This is a genomic window from Pseudarthrobacter sp. PvP090, assembly GCF_040547365.1.
Lineage (GTDB): Bacteria > Actinomycetota > Actinomycetes > Actinomycetales > Micrococcaceae > Arthrobacter.
Genome location: NZ_JBEPPO010000017.1, coordinates 1 through 18,816, shown reverse-complemented (window position 1 = coordinate 18,816; position 18,816 = coordinate 1). Strand labels below are relative to the sequence as shown.

At 68.8% G+C, this 18,816-nt stretch carries 17 protein-coding genes; 15 read left to right on the top strand and 2 right to left on the bottom strand.

The window, feature by feature from the left end:
* The first annotated feature begins 75 nt into the window (after positions 1 to 75).
* The 10 genes from argC to ABIC21_RS17710 all read left to right on the top strand — a co-directional run bounded on the left by argC (position 76) and on the right by ABIC21_RS17710 (position 10,278).
* Positions 76 to 1,107, top strand: a complete 1,032-nt coding sequence (gene argC, locus ABIC21_RS17755) for an N-acetyl-gamma-glutamyl-phosphate reductase (RefSeq protein WP_354351701.1) — start codon at positions 76 to 78, stop codon at positions 1,105 to 1,107.
* Positions 1,104 to 2,270 carry a bifunctional glutamate N-acetyltransferase/amino-acid acetyltransferase ArgJ gene (gene argJ / locus ABIC21_RS17750; RefSeq protein ID WP_354351700.1) on the top strand — a complete coding sequence of 389 codons (1,167 nt, stop codon included), beginning with the start codon at positions 1,104 to 1,106 and terminating at the stop codon, positions 2,268 to 2,270. The genes argC and argJ overlap by 4 nt, the downstream gene beginning before the upstream one ends.
* 25 nt (positions 2,271 to 2,295) lie before the next feature.
* A complete protein-coding gene (gene argB, locus ABIC21_RS17745) occupies positions 2,296 to 3,252 on the top strand; it encodes an acetylglutamate kinase (protein WP_354351699.1) in 957 nt (318 codons plus the stop codon).
* Positions 3,249 to 4,535, top strand: a complete 1,287-nt coding sequence (locus ABIC21_RS17740; RefSeq protein ID WP_354351698.1) for an acetylornithine transaminase — start codon at positions 3,249 to 3,251, stop codon at positions 4,533 to 4,535. Before argB ends, ABIC21_RS17740 begins: the two co-directional genes overlap by 4 nt.
* A 20-nt stretch (positions 4,536 to 4,555) precedes the next feature.
* Positions 4,556 to 5,533 (top strand): ornithine carbamoyltransferase, encoded by a 978-nt coding sequence (argF, locus tag ABIC21_RS17735; protein WP_354351697.1) that lies wholly within the window; start codon positions 4,556 to 4,558, stop codon positions 5,531 to 5,533.
* Entirely contained in the window at positions 5,533 to 6,066 is a 534-nt protein-coding gene (locus ABIC21_RS17730; protein ID WP_354351696.1) for an arginine repressor, read from the top strand. The genes argF and ABIC21_RS17730 overlap by 1 nt, the downstream gene beginning before the upstream one ends.
* Before the next feature lie 104 nt (positions 6,067 to 6,170).
* The gene (locus tag ABIC21_RS17725; protein WP_354351695.1) at positions 6,171 to 7,376 is read left to right on the top strand and encodes an argininosuccinate synthase; all 1,206 of its coding nucleotides are present in this window, start codon (positions 6,171 to 6,173) and stop codon (positions 7,374 to 7,376) included.
* Positions 7,377 to 7,381: 5 nt separating this feature from the next.
* Complete coding sequence (gene argH, locus ABIC21_RS17720) at positions 7,382 to 8,818, top strand: argininosuccinate lyase (RefSeq protein ID WP_354351694.1); 1,437 nt, start codon at positions 7,382 to 7,384, stop codon at positions 8,816 to 8,818.
* Positions 8,819 to 8,956: 138 nt separating this feature from the next.
* Positions 8,957 to 9,487 carry a pyridoxine/pyridoxamine 5'-phosphate oxidase gene (locus tag ABIC21_RS17715; RefSeq protein ID WP_354351693.1) on the top strand — a complete coding sequence of 177 codons (531 nt, stop codon included), beginning with the start codon at positions 8,957 to 8,959 and terminating at the stop codon, positions 9,485 to 9,487.
* Positions 9,488 to 9,537: 50 nt separating this feature from the next.
* Positions 9,538 to 10,278: a maleylpyruvate isomerase family mycothiol-dependent enzyme gene (locus tag ABIC21_RS17710; protein ID WP_354351692.1), complete on the top strand. Its 741-nt coding sequence runs from the start codon at positions 9,538 to 9,540 to the stop codon at positions 10,276 to 10,278.
* A gap of 75 nt (positions 10,279 to 10,353) precedes the next feature.
* Here ABIC21_RS17710 and ABIC21_RS17705 read toward each other — a convergent pair whose 3' ends face one another.
* Entirely contained in the window at positions 10,354 to 10,875 is a 522-nt protein-coding gene (locus tag ABIC21_RS17705) for a methylated-DNA--[protein]-cysteine S-methyltransferase (RefSeq protein ID WP_354351691.1), read from the bottom strand.
* The gene (locus ABIC21_RS17700) at positions 10,872 to 12,449 is read right to left on the bottom strand and encodes a DNA-3-methyladenine glycosylase 2 family protein (protein WP_354351690.1); all 1,578 of its coding nucleotides are present in this window, start codon (positions 12,447 to 12,449) and stop codon (positions 10,872 to 10,874) included. The genes ABIC21_RS17705 and ABIC21_RS17700 overlap by 4 nt, the downstream gene beginning before the upstream one ends.
* Positions 12,450 to 12,540: 91 nt before the next feature.
* On the opposite strand from ABIC21_RS17700, the gene ABIC21_RS17695 reads away from it, so the two are divergent.
* From ABIC21_RS17695 to tyrS, 5 genes are all read left to right on the top strand, one after another.
* On the top strand, positions 12,541 to 13,224 hold the full coding sequence (locus ABIC21_RS17695; RefSeq protein ID WP_354351689.1) for a DNA-3-methyladenine glycosylase: 684 nt from the start codon (positions 12,541 to 12,543) through the stop codon (positions 13,222 to 13,224).
* Between the two features lie 81 nt (positions 13,225 to 13,305).
* Complete coding sequence (locus ABIC21_RS17690; protein ID WP_354351688.1) at positions 13,306 to 13,950, top strand: hypothetical protein; 645 nt, start codon at positions 13,306 to 13,308, stop codon at positions 13,948 to 13,950.
* Positions 13,951 to 13,976: 26 nt separating this feature from the next.
* Positions 13,977 to 14,519 carry an adenine phosphoribosyltransferase gene (locus ABIC21_RS17685; RefSeq protein WP_354351759.1) on the top strand — a complete coding sequence of 181 codons (543 nt, stop codon included), beginning with the start codon at positions 13,977 to 13,979 and terminating at the stop codon, positions 14,517 to 14,519.
* 161 nt (positions 14,520 to 14,680) lie between these two features.
* Positions 14,681 to 16,909 (top strand): HelD family protein, encoded by a 2,229-nt coding sequence (locus ABIC21_RS17680; RefSeq protein WP_354351687.1) that lies wholly within the window; start codon positions 14,681 to 14,683, stop codon positions 16,907 to 16,909.
* Positions 16,910 to 16,984: 75 nt separating this feature from the next.
* Positions 16,985 to 18,298: a tyrosine--tRNA ligase gene (gene tyrS / locus ABIC21_RS17675; RefSeq protein WP_354351686.1), complete on the top strand. Its 1,314-nt coding sequence runs from the start codon at positions 16,985 to 16,987 to the stop codon at positions 18,296 to 18,298.
* Positions 18,299 to 18,816: the final 518 nt, after the last annotated feature.

The window sequence follows — 18,816 nt, the reverse complement described above, 5'->3', positions numbered from 1 at the left end:
GCACCCGGCCGGACACGCAACAGTGGATGCATAAATATCGGCATCTATGCATACTCTTGCTGTATAGTCGGTGCTATGACTATTTCTGTTGCCGTCTCCGGCGCAAGCGGTTATGCCGGCGGCGAGGTGCTGCGGCTCCTCGCCGGTCACCCCGACGTTACGATCGGCGCCATCACGGCCCACAGCAACGCCGGTTCCAGACTAGGGGAATTGCAGCCCCATCTCCACGGTCTGGCGAGCCGAATCCTCGAAGACACGACGGTGGCGAACCTGTCCGGGCACGACGTCGTGTTCCTGGCCCTGCCGCACGGTGCCTCCGCGGAGATCGCGGCGCAGCTGCCAGCCGGCACGCTGGTCATCGATGCCGGCGCCGACCACCGGCTCTCGGATGCGGCGGCCTGGGAGAAGTTCTACGGCTCCCCGCACGCCGGGACGTGGCCCTACGGGCTGCCTGAGCTTCCCGGCCAGCGCGAGGCGCTCCGCGGCGCGAAGCGGATCGCCGTTCCGGGCTGCTATCCGACGTCGGCCCTGCTGGCACTCACCCCGGGCTTCAGCAACCACCTGCTGCAGGCGGACGACGTCGTCATCGTTTCCGCGTCCGGCACCTCCGGGGCCGGCAAGGCCGCCAAGGTCAACCTGATCGGCGCCGAGGTCATGGGCTCGATGAGCCCGTACGGCGTCGGCGGCGGCCACCGGCACACCCCCGAGATCGAGCAGGGGCTCTCCAAGGCCCTGAACGCGCCGGTCACGGTGTCCTTCACACCCACGCTGGCGCCGATGAGCAGGGGCATCCTCACCACCGCGACGGCGAAGGTGCGTCCCGGTGTCAGTGCCGAGGAGCTCCGCCGCGCCTGGAGCGAGGCCTACGACGACGAGCCGTTTGTCCACCTGCTCCCGGAGGGCCGCTGGCCCTCCACCAAGTCGGTGCAGGGTTCCAACCATGCGGTGATGCAGTTGGCGCTGGACGCGCATGCCGGTCGCGTCATCGTCACCTGCGCCATCGACAACCTGACCAAGGGGACCGCCGGCGGGGCTGTGCAGTCCATGAACATTGCCCTAGGCCTGGCGGAAACCGCCGGCCTCGATCTGCAGGGAGTCGCACCATGAGCATCACCGTCCCCCGGGGATTCCGCGCCGCCGGCGTCACGGCCGGCCTGAAGGCCTCCGGCAACCCGGACCTGGCCCTCGTGGTCAACGACGGCCCCGCCAAGGCCGCCGCAGCCGTGTTCACTTCCAACCGGGTGGCCGCAGCACCCGTGCACTGGTCCCGCGAGGTCGTCAAGGACGGCCGGGTGGACGCCGTCATCCTGAACTCCGGCGGAGCCAATGCCTGCACCGGACCGCAGGGTTTCCAGAACACGCATACCACCGCGGAGAAGACCGCCGAGGCGCTGGGCGCCTCCGCCACCGACGTCTTCGTCTGCTCCACCGGCCTGATCGGCGAGCAGCTGCCGATGGACAAGATCCTCGCCGGGATCGGCGCCGCCACGGCAGCGCTCAGCACCGACGGCGGACCCGACGCCGCCACTGCGATCATGACCACGGATTCCGTGCCCAAGCAGGCCGTCTTTATCGGCGCCGATGCCGACGGCAAGGAATTCGCCATCGGCGGCATGGCCAAGGGCGCCGGCATGCTCGCGCCCGGGCTCGCCACCATGCTGGTGGTCCTCACCACGGACGCGGACGTCCAGCCGGACATGCTCGACGTCGTGCTCAGGGACGCCACCCGGGTCACGTTTGACCGGGCGGACTCGGACGGCTGCATGTCCACGAACGACACCGTGGTGCTGCTCGCCTCCGCAGCCTCCGGCGCCGGGCCGTCCGCCGTCGACTTCGGCAAGGGCCTGACCCAGGTCTGCGCGGAACTGGCCCGCAAGCTCATCGGCGACGCCGAGGGCGCCAGCCACGACATCGCGATCCGCACGTTCAACGCCGCGAGCGAGCGGGACGCAGAAGTGGTCAGCCGCGCCGTCGCCCGCTCCAACCTCTTCAAGGCCGCCATCTTCGGCAAGGACCCCAACTGGGGCCGGGTGCTCTCCGCCGTCGGAACTACCGACGCCGCCTTCGAGCCCGACCAGCTCAACGTGTCCATGAATGGCGTGCAGATCTGCCGCAACGGCAGCATCGGCGACGACCGCAGCCTCGTGGACCTGGAACCCCGCGAGGTCCTGGTCGAAATCGACCTCCAGGCCGGCGCGGCGGAGGCCACGATCTGGACCAATGACCTCACCCACGACTACGTCCACGAAAACAGCGCCTACTCCAGCTAGGCAGGTCCCGGAGGGACGAACACCCATGAACACCCAGACCCGCGAGACCACCTCCATGTCCGACGCCCAGGGCAAGGCCGGCACCCTGATCGAGGCGCTGCCCTGGATCCAGCGCTTTGCCGGCACCACCATGGTGATCAAGTACGGCGGCAACGCCATGGTCAACGACGAGCTCCGCCGCGCCTTCGCCGAAGACGTCGTCTTCCTGCACCACGTCGGGATCCACCCGGTGGTGGTGCACGGCGGCGGCCCGCAGATCAACGCCATGCTCAGCCGGCTCGGCATCGAATCGGAGTTCAAGGGCGGGCTGCGGGTCACCACGCCGGAGGCCATGGACGTGGTCCGCATGGTCCTGACCGGCCAGGTCGGCCGCGAACTCGTCGGCCTGATCAACTCCCACGGCCCCTACGCCGTCGGGATGTCCGGCGAGGACGGCGGGCTGCTCCGCGCGGTCCGGACCGGCACCGTCGTGGACGGCGAAGAGGTGGACCTGGGCCTGGTCGGCGAAGTGATCGGCGTGAACCCGGAGGGAATCCTGGACATCGTCGCGGCCGGGCGCATCCCGGTGATCTCCACGGTGGCGCCGGAGATCTTCGAGGACGGAAGCGGCGACCCGGGCGCAAAGCAGGCGCAGACCACCGGCCAGGTGCTGAACGTCAATGCGGACACCGCCGCCGCGGCCCTGGCCGAGGCCCTCGGCGCGTCCAAACTGGTCATCCTCACCGACGTCGAGGGACTCTACGCCAACTGGCCGGACCGCTCCTCGCTGATTTCCTCGCTCACCGCGTCGGAACTGCGCGACATGCTGCCGCGCCTGGAGTCAGGGATGATCCCGAAAATGGAGGCGTGCCTCAAGGCCGTTGAGGGCGGCGTCGAACGCGCACACATCGTCGACGGCAGGCTGCCGCACTCGATGCTCCTGGAAACCTTCACGACGGCGGGCATCGGCACCCAGGTCGTCCCGGACGAGGACAACAAATGAACCAGACCGAAATTGCACCGACCACTGACCTCGAGCACTCCCCGGTCGGAGAGCTCGTCCATTCCCACGCCACGGGCGCGCAGTGGCTGTCCCGCTACTCCTCCTCTCTGCTGGGCGTCTTCGGCACCCCGCAGCGGGTCCTGGTCCGCGGCGCCGGCTGCCTCGTCTGGGACGCCGACGGCAAGGAATACCTGGACCTGCTGGGCGGGATCGCGGTCAACGCCCTCGGCCACGCGCACCCTTTCGTGACCTCGGTGATCTCCAGCCAGCTCGCCACCCTGGGCCACGTCTCCAATTTCTTCACGAGCCCCACCCAGATCGCGCTGGCCGAGAAGCTGCTGGACCTCACCAAGGCCCCGGCCGGGTCCAAGGTGTTCTTCGCCAACTCCGGCACCGAAGCCGTCGAGGCCGCCTTCAAGCTGGCACGGCGCAACACCGGCACCCGTACGGACAACACCGGTAAGCCGCGGACCCGGATCATCGCACTCGAAGGCGCCTTCCACGGCCGCACGATGGGCGCCCTGGCGCTCACCGCGAAGGAAGCCTACCGGGCGCCGTTCGCCCCGCTGCCCGGCGGCGTCGAACACGTTCCCTTCGGCGACATCGACGCCCTCCGCGCCGCGGTGGACGACACCGTCGCCGCGGTCTTCCTCGAACCGATCCAGGGCGAGGCCGGGGTCCGCCCGCTGCCCGCAGGCTACCTGCGGGCCGCCCGGGAGGCCACCAGCGCCGCCGGTGCCCTGCTGATCCTGGACGAGGTCCAGACCGGCATCGGCCGCACCGGCAAGTGGCTCGCGAGCGAGGACGCCGGGATTGTGCCCGACGCCGTGACCCTCGCCAAGGGCCTCGGCGGCGGTTTCCCGATCGGCGCCCTCGTCACCTACGGCCCGGACGCGTCCGCCCTGCTGGCCGCCGGCCAGCACGGGACCACGTTCGGCGGCAATCCTGTCGCCACCGCCGCGGCGCTTGCCACCCTGCACGTGCTGGAAAACCAGCAGGTCCTGGGCCACGTCCGGGACGTGGGGGAGCACCTGCGTGCCGGCCTCGCCGCCGTCGACGGCGTCACCGAGGTCCGCGGCGAAGGGCTCCTGATCGGCTTCGATCTGGACGCCGACGTCGCCCCCGCCGTCGTGACCGCCGGCCTCGACGCGGGCTTCATCGTCAACAGCCCCGGCCCGCGCACCATCCGCCTCGCGCCGCCGCTGATCCTCACCACTGAACAGGCCGACCGCTTCCTCGCGGCACTGCCCGCCCTCCTCCAGACCGCAAAGGACGCCCAGTGACCGCGACTGAAATTCCGACCGTGACTTCCAACAGCCAGGTCCGCCACTTCCTCAAGGACACGGACCTCACCCCTGCCGAGCAGGCCGAGGTCCTGGACCTCGCCGTCCGGATGAAGGCCGCCCCCTACAGTGTGCAGCCCTTCGCCGCGGCAGGCAGCGGGCGCAAGACCGTCGCCGTGATCTTTGACAAGACCTCCACCCGGACGCGGGTCTCCTTCGCCGCCGGCGTCGCCGATATGGGCGGCAATGCGCTGATCATCAATCCGGGCGAGGCGCAGATCGGCCACAAGGAATCGGTCGAGGACACCGCCAAGGTCCTGGAGCGCATGGTGTCCACCATCGTCTGGCGCACCGGTGCCCACTCAGGGCTCGTGGCCATGGCGGACAACTCCCGCGTGCCGGTCATCAACGCCCTGTGCGATGACTATCACCCCTGCCAGCTGCTCGCCGACCTGCTCACCGTCAAGGAGCACAAGGGCGACCTGGCGGGCCTGACCATGAGCTACCTCGGCGACTCCGCCAACAACATGGCCAACTCCTACCTGCTGGCCGGTGTCACCGCCGGCATGCATGTCCGCGTCGCCGGCCCCGAGGGCTACCTGCCGTCCCCGGCCATCATCGCCGCGGCCGAAGACCGCGCGGCAGAAACCGGCGGCTCGGTGCTCGTCACCGTGGACGCCGCCGAAGCGCTGCTCGGAGCCGACGTCGTCGCCACCGACACCTGGGTGTCCATGGGCCAGGAGGACGAGAAGGAAGCCCGTCTGCAGCTCTTCCGCGGCTACGCCGTCGACGAAGCAGCGATGAAGCTCGCGGCGCCGGACGCCGTCGTGCTGCACTGCCTGCCCGCCTACCGCGGCTACGAGATCGCCGCGGCCGTCATCGACGGCCCGCAGTCCATCGTCTGGGACGAGGCCGAGAACCGGCTGCACGCCCAGAAGGCGCTCATGGCGTGGCTGATGCACCGTTCCGGGCTCGCCGTGGTCGAAGGACTCGGATAGTGTCCGTCCAGCCCGCGTCGCCGGGGGCCAGCCCGGCCACCAAGACGGCCCGGCAGGCGCGGATCACCGCGATCCTCACCGGGGAGTCGGTCCGCTCGCAGGCCGAACTGGCGGCGCTGCTCGCGGACGACGGCGTCCAGGTCACCCAGGCCACGCTGTCCCGGGACCTGGTGGAGCTGGGCGCGGTGCGGGTGCGCGGCAAGGACGGCGTGCTCGTCTACGCGGTGCCGGGGGAGGGCGGGGAACGCGCGGCCAAGAGCGGCGTCACCCAGGAGATCCTCGACGCGCGGCTGGCCCGGCTCTGCGCGGAACTGCTGGTCACCGCCGAAGCGTCCGCGAACATCGTGGTGCTCCGGACGCCGCCCGGCGCGGCCAACTTCCTCGCCCTGGCCATCGACCACTCCGTAATGCCCTCGATCCTCGGCACCATCGCGGGCGACGACACCGTACTGCTGGTCACCCGCGACCCGCTCGGCGGGGCCGACGTGGCCGCCCGCTTCCTGCAGCTGGCCGAAGAAGCCGGCGCCGGCTGACCGCACCCGGCCTGAAGATTGGGCCTGCCACAGGGATGTGACAGGCTTTCAGTAGACAAGCTTTTCCCCCGACATTTTCCCCAAACAACTAAGGAGCATTTCAAGTGACTGAGCGTATTGTGCTGGCCTACTCCGGTGGCCTGGATACTTCCGTAGCCATCGGCTGGATCGGCGAAGCGACCGGCGCCGAGGTAATCGCCGTGGCGGTCGACGTCGGACAGGGCGGCGAGTCGCTGGAGACGATCCGCCAGCGTGCCCTGGGCTGCGGCGCCGTCGAAGCCTACGTGGCCGACGCGTCCGACGAGTTCGCCAACGAATACTGCATGCCCACGCTGAAGGCGAACGCCCTCTACCAGGGCCACTACCCGCTGGTCTCCGCGATCTCGCGGCCCGTGATCGTCAAGCACCTCGTCAAGGCCGCCCGCGAATTCGGCGCCACCACCGTGGCCCACGGCTGCACGGGCAAGGGCAACGACCAGGTCCGCTTCGAAGTCGGCATCCAGACCCTGGGGCCGGACCTGAAGTGCATCGCTCCGGTCCGCGACCTCGCCCTGACCCGCGACAAGGCCATCGCCTTCGCCGAGGAAAAGGGACTGCCGATCGAGACCACCAAGAAGAACCCGTACTCGATCGACCAGAACGTCTGGGGCCGCGCCGTCGAGACCGGCTACCTCGAGGACATCTGGAACGCCCCTACCAAGGACATCTACGACTACACCGCCACCCCGGAATTCCCCCCGGCTCCGGATGAGGTCACCATCTCCTTCGAGGCCGGCGTCCCGGTCGCGATCGACGGCATCAAGGTCACCCCGCTGCAGGCCATCAAGGAACTCAACCGCCGCGCCGGCGCCCAGGGCGTCGGCCGGATCGACGTCGTCGAGGACCGCCTCGTCGGCATCAAGTCCCGCGAAATCTACGAGGCACCGGGAGCCATGGCGCTCATCACCGCGCACAAGCACCTCGAGGACATCACGGTCGAGCGCGAGCAGGCCCGCTTCAAGGCGACCGTGGGCCAGCGCTGGGCCGAACTGGTGTACGACGGTCAGTGGTTCTCGCCGCTCAAGCGCTCCCTCGACGCCTTCATCGAGGACACCCAGAAGTACGTCACCGGCGACATCCGCATGGTGCTCCACGGCGGCCAGGCAATCGTCAACGGACGCCGCTCCGGGACCTCGCTCTACGACTTCGACCTCGCCACCTACGACACCGGCGACACGTTCGACCAGTCCATGGCGCGCGGCTTCATCGAGCTGTGGGGCATGTCCGCCAAGGTGGCCTCCGGCCGCGACATCCGCGTCGCAGGAAAGTAGCCCGCGTGGCTGAGTCGGAAACCACCAAGTCCGAGGCTACGAACACGGGCGCGCTGTGGGGCGGCCGGTTCGCCGGCGGCCCCGCGGACGCCCTCGCCGCGCTGAGCAAGTCCACCCACTTCGACTGGCGGCTGGCCCGCTACGACATCGCAGGGTCCAAGGCGCACGCCCGCGTGCTGCACAAGGCCGGTTTGCTCGACGACGCCGAGCTTGAGGGCATGCTCGACGCCCTGGGCCGGCTGGACGCGGACGTCGCTTCCGGCGCCTACCTGCCGGCGGAGTCCGATGAGGATGTGCACGGCTCGCTGGAACGCGGACTGATCGAGCGTGCCGGCACCCAGCTCGGCGGCAAGCTCCGCGCGGGCCGGTCCCGCAACGACCAGGTGGCCACGCTGGGGAGGATGTTCCTGCGCGACCACGCCCGGATCATCGCCCGCGGCGTGCTCGCCACGATCGATGCCCTCGTGGAGCAGGCCAAGGCGCACCAGGGCGTGGCCATGCCCGGCCGCACCCACCTCCAGCACGCCCAGCCGGTGCTGCTCGGCCACCACCTGCTGGCCCACGCCTGGGCACTGCTGCGCGATGTGCAACGGCTGGCGGACTGGGACAAGCGCGCCGGCGTTTCGCCCTACGGCTCCGGCGCCCTCGCCGGCTCCTCGCTGGGCCTGGACCCGGAGGCCGTGGCCGCGGAACTGGGTTTCTTCTCCGCGACACACAACTCGATCGACGGCACCGCCTCCCGCGACGTCTTCGCCGAGTTCGCGTGGATCACGGCCATGATCGGGGTTGACCTGTCCCGGGTTTCGGAAGAAGTCATCCTGTGGGCCACGAAGGAGTTCTCCTTCGTCACCCTGCACGATTCCTACTCCACCGGCTCCTCGATCATGCCGCAGAAGAAGAACCCGGACGTTGCCGAGCTCGCGCGCGGCAAGGCCGGCCGGCTGATCGGCAACCTGACCGGGCTGCTGGCCACCCTGAAGGGACTGCCGCTCGCGTACAACCGCGACCTGCAGGAGGACAAGGAACCGGTCTTTGACGCCGCCGACACGCTGGAGGTCCTGCTCCCGGCAGTCTCCGGCATGATCGCGACGCTGACGTTCAACACCGAACGGATGGAGTCCCTGGCACCGCAGGGCTTCGCACTGGCCACGGACATTGCCGAATGGCTGGTCCGCCAGGGCGTTCCGTTCCGCGAGGCGCATGAGCTTTCCGGGGCCGCGGTCAAGCAGGCCGAGGGCCGCGGCGTCGAACTCTGGGACCTCACCGACCAGGAATACGCCGCCATCTCCGAGCACCTGACGCCGGAGGTCCGCACGGTCCTGTCCACCGAAGGCTCGTTGAACAGCCGGAACTCCCAGGGCGGCACCGCACCGGCCGCCGTCGAACGCCAGCTCCTGGCGCTCGAAGCGGAGCTTGAGGCCGTGCGCGCCTACGCCGGCTAGCAACCAGACGCTCCCTCACTTCTTGCAGCGTTTCCCCCGACGCTCCTGCACTGCCTGCAGGAGCGTCGGCGGATTTCCTGCCAAAAGTGAGGGAGCGTTGTGCGCTTGCCGCCGAAAACTCCCCGTTAGCATTGCGGCATGAGCGAATCGTTCCGCCAGCTGCTGCGCGCCCTGCCCGACTTCCCGGAAGTGCTGCCGGATTTCGACCCGGACGCCGCCCCCACGGACCCAGCGGAACTGTTCCGGCAGTGGCTGGGCGAGGCGCTGGCGGCCGGGGTGCCGCAGCCCAACGCGTGCAGCCTGGCCACAGCGGATGAGCTCGGGCGGCCGTCCTCCCGGATGCTGATCCTCAAGGACGTCGACGCCGACGGCTGGCACTTCGCGACCTCCCGGAAATCCCGCAAGGGGCGCGAACTCGCGGCCAATCCGCACGCCGCCCTGAACTTCTTCTGGCAGCAGCAGGGCCGGCAGGTCCGGGCGGCCGGGGACGTCATGGAGCTGTCCGCCGCGGCCTCGGAGGCCGACTGGCACGCCCGGCCCGGCGCGGACGGCAGCGAGAACCCGGACTGGCAGCTGTACGCCCTGCGGCCCCGGGAGATCGAGTTCTGGCAGGCCCGGCACGACCGCCGGCATCTCCGCCACCGCTACGGTCCGGAGTCTTTCAGTTAATCGGCATTTATTCAGGGTGTTCGTAGGACGTTCGTATTAGGATGATCGCCATGACCTCCATCACCCCGGAAAAACTCCTGGACGAACTACGCCGCGCAGCCGGCGTCGTGACGGAAATTACCGCCACCTTCTCCGACGGGGACGTCAAGGCCCCCTCGGAACTGCCGGGCTGGACGCGCGGCCACGTGCTGGCCCACGTCTGCGGGATCGCCAATGCGATGGCCCGCCAGCTGGAATACGCGGCCCGGGGCGACAGCATCGAGCTCTACGACGGCGGCTACGACGGCCGGACCCGCGCCATCGAGATGGCCGCGGGGCATACCCTCGCCGAACACCGGGCCGACCTGGACGCCGCCCTGGGCCGGGCACTGCAGGCCTTTGGCGCGCTGGACGGCGACGGCTGGGAGGCGCCCATCAGCTTCCGCGGGGGAGTAGTTGTGGACGGCGGACTGGCGCTCTGGCGCGAGCTCGTCATCCACGCCACCGACCTCGGCACCGGCCGCGGCCCGGAAACCTGGAGCCGGCCGTTCTGCGAGCATCTCTTCGACTTCCTGGCCGCGCGCGTACCCGAAGGGCAGCGGTTTGTCCTCCAGCCGCTCGGCCTGCCGGCAGTTTCGATCGGTACCCCGGGCGGCCGGTCCACCGCCATCAACGGGATGCTGACCGATATCGCGGCCTGGCTCGCGGGGCGCACGCCAACCCTCGGCAGCCTGCGCGCCACCGCGGCGGCCGACGGCGTGGACCTCCCCGCGCTGCTGCCCTGGCCGGCCGGCGTGCCCGTCACCCGCTGACACTTCCGCCGAGGTGGCACGTCCGCCGAGGTGGCACTTGACGCCCATGTCCCGACGGAACATGGGCGCGACGTCTCACCTCGGCGCGGTCTGGAGCAGCGCCTGCCCGCGCTCCCGGTCCAGCAGGCTTTCCTTGATGGCCAGCCCCCAGCGGAAGCCGCCCAGGCTCCCGTCGGTGCGGATCACCCGGTGGCACGGCACAAAGAGCGCCGCCGCGTTGAAGGCGCAGGCACTCGCCGCCGCGCGGACGGCTTTGACGTTGCCGGACAGCTCCGCGTATTCGGTGTAGGTCACGGGGTGCCCGGGCGCGACGGTCCGGAGGACATCCCACGCGTGGCCACGGAACGGCCCGGACTTCTGCACCACCGGCACGCCCATGGCCGGCCCCGGGTTCCCGGCATAGAACTCCTCCACTGCCCCGGAGATGGCGCCGAGCCCGGCGACAGTTTCGAATTCTGCCGGCAACAGGTCCGGGTGGATCTGCCCGGTCAGCTCACCCGGGACCGCAGTCCACCCTGAGGCCAGCACAGCCCCGTCCCGGGCAATGATGGTGAACGGACCGTCCGGGGTGGACATGGTCAACAACTGGGCTTTCATCGGATCGCTTTCTTCGGAGTCTGCGGAGGCATCTGCACTGGAGTTTTTGTCGGAGCCCGTGGTGGCGTCTTCGCCGGATTGCGCGCCGCGGCCTGGGCCGCCGCTGCCGCGCGCCACAGGTGCATCGTGGCGTAGGAGCGCCACGGGCTGAGCTCCCGGAAGTCCGGACTCAGGGGCGTTTCGGGGGCCGGGGCGGCCCCGGCCGTGGCGTTGGCCAGTGAGCGGATGCCGTTGCGCACGGCTGCGTCGTTGGCCAGGAAAACATCCGGGGCGCCGATCACGCGCATCGCCACATAACCCACCGTCCACGGCCCCACGCCGGCGAGGGGCAGCAGTTTGGACTCCAGGCCGGGCAAGTCGTCGCCGTAGCCGAAGTCGAGCCCGCCCGAGGCCATCGCCGCGGCGGCTGCGCGGACGGAATCGATGCGGCGCTGCGGCCCGCGGAGCAGCTCGAAGCCGTGCCCGGCAATCTGTTCCGCCGTCGGGAACAGCTGGTGCAGGCCGTCCGCCGGCACCAGGCTCTCGCTGCCGGCCGCGGACAGCTGGATGAGGGCGGTCCGGGCTGCGGCAACGGTGATCTGCTGGCCGATCATGGCCCTGACCAGCAGCTCCTGCGGGTCGACGGCGCCCGGCATCCGCAGCCCGGGGGTGGCGGCGACGCTGGCGGAGAGCCGCGGATCGGTCCCCAGCGCGCCGTCGATGGCGACCGGGTCGGCGTCGAGGTCCAGCAGCCGGCGGACCCTGCTGAGCAGGGGCGGCAGGTCCCGCAGGTCGACGGCGCCGATGGTCAGCACGAGCGGACGTCCCGGGGACTCGGCGTCGTAGTCCACCCGGAAGCGGGCGTCGCCGTGGGCCAGGCGCAGGGTCCGGGCGTAGGAGGTGGACGAGCCTTCCTCGATGCCCGGAATGGCCCGGACCGCGAGGAAGTCGAAGACCCCCGGGTCGAACGGGTCGCGGTACGGCAGGTTCAGCGTCAAGGCCGTCGTCGACTGGGCGGCCAGGCCCGGCGAATGGTGGTGCCGGGCCGTGGCCCGCAGCGCCGAGGGTGTCATGGCGAATACCTCGCCGATGGTCTCGTTGAACTGGCGCACGCTGCTGAACCCGGCAGCGAAGGCAATGTCGGCGACCTTCATGGTGGTGGAGACGAGCAGGGTGCGGGCGGTCTGGGCCCGGCCGGCCCGGGCCAGCGACAGCGGTCCCGCGCCGAGCTCGTTGCTTAGGATCCGGTTGAGCTGCCGCGAGGAGTAGCCCAAGCGGGCGGCAAGCCCCTCCACCCCGTCGCGGTTGATCACACCGTCGTTGATGAGCCGCATCGCGCGTCCGGCGATGTCGGAGCGCACGTTCCAGGCCGGCGTGCCGGGGACGGCCTCGGGCAGGCATCGCTTGCAGGCCCGGTAGCCGGCGTCGTGCGCGGCGGCGGACGTTTCGTAGAAGGTGACATTGCCCGCCTTGGGGGTTCGGGCCGGGCAGGAGGGCCGGCAATAGATGCCCGTGGTGCGGACAGCGGTGTAGAACTGCCCGTCAAACCGGGTGTCCCGGGCGTCGATCGCCCGGTAGCGCTGCCAGAAGTCCATGGGTCCATCCTGCCAGCTGCCGGGGACTGCTGCTAGCGGAAATCGGACACGGCTGTGGAGGGGGAAGGGCGCCGTTTGTTAAAGTCGGAGCATGACTGTGACGCCTCCCCTGAGTGTGCCGGGCGGTGGACTGCCTGCCGCTGGCCCGCCCGCGGACGACGTGCGGGAGCTCTTGTCCCTGGACGCACGGCAGGTGGCGCCCCTGCTGCTCGGCGCGGTGCTGACCCATGAGGGCAGCGGCGGCCCGGTGTCGGTGCGGATCACGGAGGTGGAGGCGTATCTGGGCCCGCATGACTCGCCGCACCCGGACCCCGGCTCCCACACCTTCCGCGGCGCGACCCCGCGCAACGCCCCGATGTTCGGCCCGGCCGGCCACCTGTACGTGTACTTCACCTACGGCATGCACCACTGCGCCAACATCGTGTGCGGGCCCGCCGGCGTGGCCTCCGCCGTGCTGCTGCGGGCCGGCGAGATTGTGGCCGGGCAGGAGCTGGCACTCAGCCGCCGGCCGACGTCGAAATCCCCAAAGGACCTGGCGAGCGGCCCGGCGCGGCTCGCCACGTCGCTCGGAATCACGACGGCGGACAGCGGACGGGACGCCCTGCAGGCCCCGTTCCGGCTGGAACTTCCCGCCCTGCAGGCTGCCGATGTCAGCGCCGGGCCGCGCGTCGGCGTCTCTGGCGCCGGGGGTACCCACGACTACCCCTGGCGCTTCTGGCTGAGCGGTGACCCGACCGTCTCCCGTTACAAGGCGGCGAAGGTGCGGATGCCCTAGCTGTACTAACCCGGGTGCATGGTGGCACTCGTGGCACAGGTGGTTTGCTGGGGGATTGTCGGCGGGGGAGGATGTCATCGTATGGGTGAGGGCAAGCGGGGAAAACCGCACAGCGAGCTCGAAAGACTCGAGATCTTTGCGCAGCTGGCCGCCGACTATTTCCGGATGGTCGAGCTGTTCAGGACTGCCGGCGGGCTGGTGCCGACGGACTCACCCGAGGCGGAACGCCGCCAGTGGGTGGAGCTCTTCCGGGCGGCCCTGCTGCGCAAGTTCATCGTCCGGGATGAACACGTTTCCCTCAAACTGGTGGTGCGGGCGCTCCGCCTGTGCAACTTTGCGGCGGACCGGGTGCTCGCGGAGGGGGCGGAGGCGGTGGCTGAACTGTTCACCGCAGAAATGGTCCAGGGCCGGCAGCACGGGATGCCCGGGCCGGCCCCGGAAGACGGAAGTGACGTCTTCGAGGACGTTCTCTATGGACGGCTCCTGCACGGCGACGCTGACCGGTTCCACCGTTCCGACTGGGCGAAGGACCGCGACCGCCTGAGTGCAGCGGCGGCCCGGCGGTTCGACGCGGAGCATGCGCTCAGCAAGGCGCTCGACGTCGTCAGCTACGGACTCGCGCACGGGCTGCTGCGGTCACCGGCCGCGCCGGAGAGCGACCCGGGTCCTGCCAGCGACACCGGTCCGAACAGCGACCCGGGTCCAGCCAGTAAGGTTGACGGGTGAATCACAGCGAGCACCACCAGACCACGATGACCCGCAATGGGAAGACCCCGCCGGTGGATGAGCTGATCAGCCGCCTCTGCGCCACCATCCCCGACTACCCCAAGCCCGGCATCGTCTTCAAGGACCTGACCCCGGTCTTCGCCGACGGTGCGGCACTAAAGGCCGTTGTGAACGCCCTGGTGGAACCGTTCGAGGGCCAGTTCGACGCCGTCGCCGGGGTGGAAGCCCGCGGCTTCCTGCTCGCTGCCGCAGCGGCGTACGCCACCGGCACCGGCGTCATCACCGTCCGCAAGGCCGGCAAGCTGCCGCGTGAGGTGGTCTCCGAGGACTACGCGCTGGAATACGGCAACGCCACCCTGGAACTGCACACCACGGACCTCGCTCCCGGCAGCCGCGTCCTGATCCTCGACGACGTCCTCGCCACGGGCGGCACGCTGGGCGCCGCCGTGCGGCTGTTCGAACGCTGCGGAGTCGAGGTGGCCGGCGTGGGGGTTGTCATGGAGATCGGCGAACTCGGTGGGCGCTCGGCCCTGGACGGCCGCCGGGTCAGCTCCCTGCTGCGTCTGTAGCCCCGTCCCGTCCGCGCGTGCCGCGGGCGAATGACGGCAGGGGAGAGTGGACGATTCCGCACGCCTCGGTAGAATGCCTGCACAAAACAGACATGTGCCGGTGGGGAGACCGAAATGGTTGTAGAATGGTTGGTCTGTCTTTTTCGATAGGGGAACGTTCGATGCACGACGCTGATTTGGCCCATGAACGCGACTATGTGGCCGGACTTTACGCCCGGCTGGATGAGCTGCGGGCGGAAAAGCGCGCCCAGTTGGCGCAGGTACGGCGTGCCGGTGCCGTGGGCACCATGCAGAACGTCTCCGAGCGGGACGCGTTCGCCGCACTGTACGAGGACCGCCTGGCACAGCTCGACGCTGTCGACGACCGGCTCGTGTTCGGCCGTTTGGACCTCGACTCCGGGGAGGCCCAGTACATCGGCCGCATCGGCCTGACCACCGATGACCTCCAGCGCCTCATGCTGGACTGGCGCGCACCCGAGGCCGGCCACTTCTACCAGGCCACCGCGTTCGACCGGCAGGGTGTGCGCCGCCGCCGCCATCTGATCCTGCAGGGCCGCGAGGTCAAGGCGATCGAGGATGACGTCCTCGACGCCGACCTGCTGGCCGACAATGAGTCCCTCCAGGGCGAGGGCGCCCTGCTGGCGGCCCTGAATTCCAAGCGGACCGGACGGATGTCGGACATCGTCGGGACCATCCAGTCCGAGCAGGACCGGATCATCCGTTCGTCAATTTCCGGTGCCCTCGTGGTCCAGGGCGGCCCCGGCACCGGCAAGACCGCCGTCGCGCTGCACCGTGCCGCTTACCTGCTCTACACCCACCGGGACCGGCTCAAGACCGCCGGCGTCCTGCTGGTGGGCCCGTCGTCGTCGTTCATGAAGTACATCGAGCGCGTCCTGCCGTCGCTCGGCGAAACCGGCGTCGTGATGGCCAGTGTGGGGCGCCTGATGCCCGGCATCCACGCCGTCGCCGAACCCGATTCCGCGGTCGCGGCGATCAAGGGCCGGCTCGACATGGCCGAGGTCGTGGCGAACGCCGTGGCCAACCGGCAGCGCATCCCGGCGGAGAACCGCGTCCTCGAAGTCGACGGGCGCAAACTTCTCCTCACTCCCCGGCAGGTCCGCCGCGCCAGGGACAGGGCCCGCTCGTCCGGCAAGCCGCACAACGAGGCCCGTGTCTCGTTCGTCAAGATCCTGCTGCGCGAACTGACCGAGCAGATGACGGAACTCGTGGAGGCCGGCAGCATCGGCAACAACGCCGACCGCTCCTATCTGGCCGAGGACGTCCGCTCCGCCCGGGACGTCCGCATCGCCCTGAACCTGTGCTGGATGCCGATGACCCCGGAGAAGCTCATCGGTGAACTCCTCAGCAGGCCGGCGATCCTGGCAGCGTGCACCCCGCACCTCACACCGGCCGAGCGTGAACTGCTACTCCGGCCCGCCGACGCTCCGTGGACAGAGGCGGACGTACCGCTCCTGGACGAGGCCGCGGAACTCCTCGGCGAACTCGACGCGGCCGCGGGCAGGGGACTGGCCCAGCAGGAACACGACCGCGCCCGCGACCTGGCCAATGCCAAGCAGACGCTGGTCAACATGGAGACGGCCGGCGTGGACGTCCTGATCTCCGCGGAAGAACTCGTGGACCAAAACCAGGAGCGCGAGGCCCGGCTGACGGCCGCCGAGCGCGCCACGACGGACCGCAGCTGGGCGTTCGGGCACATTGTGGTCGACGAGGCCCAGGAGCTTTCGCCGATGCAGTGGCGCCTGCTGGTCCGCCGCTGCCCGCTGAAGTCCTTCACCATCGTGGGTGATATTGCCCAGACGAGCTCCGTGGCCGGCGCAAACTCCTGGCACGGCGCCCTCGCACCCATGTTCGGCGACCGCTGGCAGCTCGAGGAACTCACGGTCAACTACCGCACGCCGTCTCAGATCGCCGAAGCGGCGGCCCGGATGGCCAACGCGGCGGGGCTCGTGGTGTCCGCACCGAAGGCTGTCCGTGAGGGCCGCTGGGCGCCGGTGATCGACCGCGTCGAGCGCGGCGGGATCATCAGCAAGCTCGTGGAGGTCCTGCCGGAGGAGTTGGGAGCGCTTGAGGGCGGCCTGCTGGCCGTCATTGCCGACGGCGAGCTCCTCCCCGAGGCGACGGCCGCGCTGCGCGCGGTCTATGGCCGCCGCGTCGGCACGGATGCCGGCAGCTATGTGCAGGACATTGTGGTGATCAGCCCCCGTGAGGCCAAGGGCCTGGAGTTCGACGGCGTCGTGGTGCTGGAGCCATCGGCCATGCTCAACCATGAGCACGGCCGTGTCGGCGACCTGTATGTGGCCATGACCCGGCCCACCCAGCGGCTGCGGCTCATCGCCTCCGCCGGGGTGCCGGCCGGCATCGAAGACTGAGTCCCGCCGTCGGGCGCCCGGGCGCCCGACGGTCACAAGCACTGACGGTGCCCTGATCCTGCTAACTTAGATTCCGTGTCCCAGCTAAATGATCTACGTTCCCAGCAGAATGACCCCAGCTTCGCCAACGTCTGGCAGGAGCTGAAATGGCGAGGCCTCGTCCACGTCTCAACGGATGAGGCGGAGCTGGAGAAGCTCCTCGCCGGCGACCCCGTCACCTACTACTGCGGTTTCGATCCCACCGCCGCAAGCCTGCACCTGGGCAACCTGGTCCAGTTGCTGCTGATGCGCCGGATCCAGCTGGCCGGCCACAAGCCCCTCGGGCTGGTCGGTGGCTCCACCGGCCTGATCGGAGATCCGCGGCAGACCGCCGAACGCGTGCTCAACACCCCCGAGACGGTCGCCGAATGGGTCGGGAAACTGCAGGTGCAGGTCCAGCGTTTCCTCAGCTTCGAGGGGGACAACGCGGCACGAATGGTCAACAACCTCGACTGGACCGCGCCGCTGAGCGCCATCGACTTCCTTCGCGGGATCGGCAAGCACTTCCGGGTCGGCACCATGATCAAAAAGGATATTGTTGCCAACCGCCTGAATTCCGAAGAGGGGATCAGCTACACGGAATTCAGCTACCAGATCCTTCAGGGTATGGACTACCTGCAGCTTTTCCGCGACTACGGCTGTGTCCTGCAGACCGGCGGATCGGACCAGTGGGGCAATCTCACGAGTGGCACCGATCTCATCCGCAAGGTCGAGGGCAAGCACGTCCACGCCTTGGGTACCCCTCTCATCACGAACTCCGACGGCACGAAGTTCGGCAAGAGCGAGGGCAACGCCATCTGGCTCGATCCGGAGATGTGCAGCCCGTACGCCTTCTACCAGTTCTGGCTCAACACAGCGGACAGCGACGTGGCGGCACGCCTGAAGGTGTTTACCTTCTTGGGCCGTACCGAGATTGAGGCCTTGGAAACCGCGGTTGCCGAGCGTCCCTTCGCCCGCGAAGGACAGCGCAAGCTCGCCTACGAGGTGACCTCCCTCGTCCATGGCGTGGACGCCACGGAAAAGGTCATCGCCGCCTCTGCCGCCTTGTTCGGCAATGGGGATCTCAGCATCCTGGACGAGGCCACGCTCAAGGCAGCCACGTCCGAACTCCCGTCAGCCACCGTCGATGCCGGCGGCCTGGGCATTATCGAACTGCTGGTCGCAACCGGACTGTCGGAGAGCAAGTCGGCCGCCCGGCGCACCGTCGGCGAGGGCGGGGCGTACGTCAACAACGCCAAGGTCGCGGATCCGGACACCGTGATCGAGCCCGGCCAGCTGCTGCACGGACGCTACCTGCTGCTGCGCCGGGGCAAGAAGAACCTCGCCACCGTGGAAGTTACCGCGGCCTAGAACGGGACCGCCCGTCACCTGCACCCTCCTTCCCGAACCAGTTGCAACGTCGGGCAGGAGGGTGTATTGTTTTCTGAGTCGCCACCGCAGAGTGGTGACCAACCCCAACAAAAATAGAGAAGCAATTCTTCTAGTACTTTCTGCTCCCCTGGAGCATGCGGTGCAGAAATGAAAGATTGCTTCCAATTCTGCTGGGCGGATTCGATCCACCGGGTGAAATCCAGATGAAAAACTGGATTTGCAAAGTGGATATGAATGAAATAAGCTTGAAATATCGCAGCGAAGGAAAAGCGAAACAAAAGAATTCAATTACATTGAATTGTTTCGGGTAGTAATTCGAATGTGTCTGTTGTTTGAGAACTCAATAGTGTGCCAAGTTTGTTGATACCAATTTATTGTATTGAATTGGTTGAATTGACTGGATCCGCCACCCCGTGGTGTGGTCTGGTTTTTACAGCTGGTTTCAAATTTTGTGCAGCTGGCATGTCCCGTTTTCCCGGGGGTGTTGGTTGTGTCTG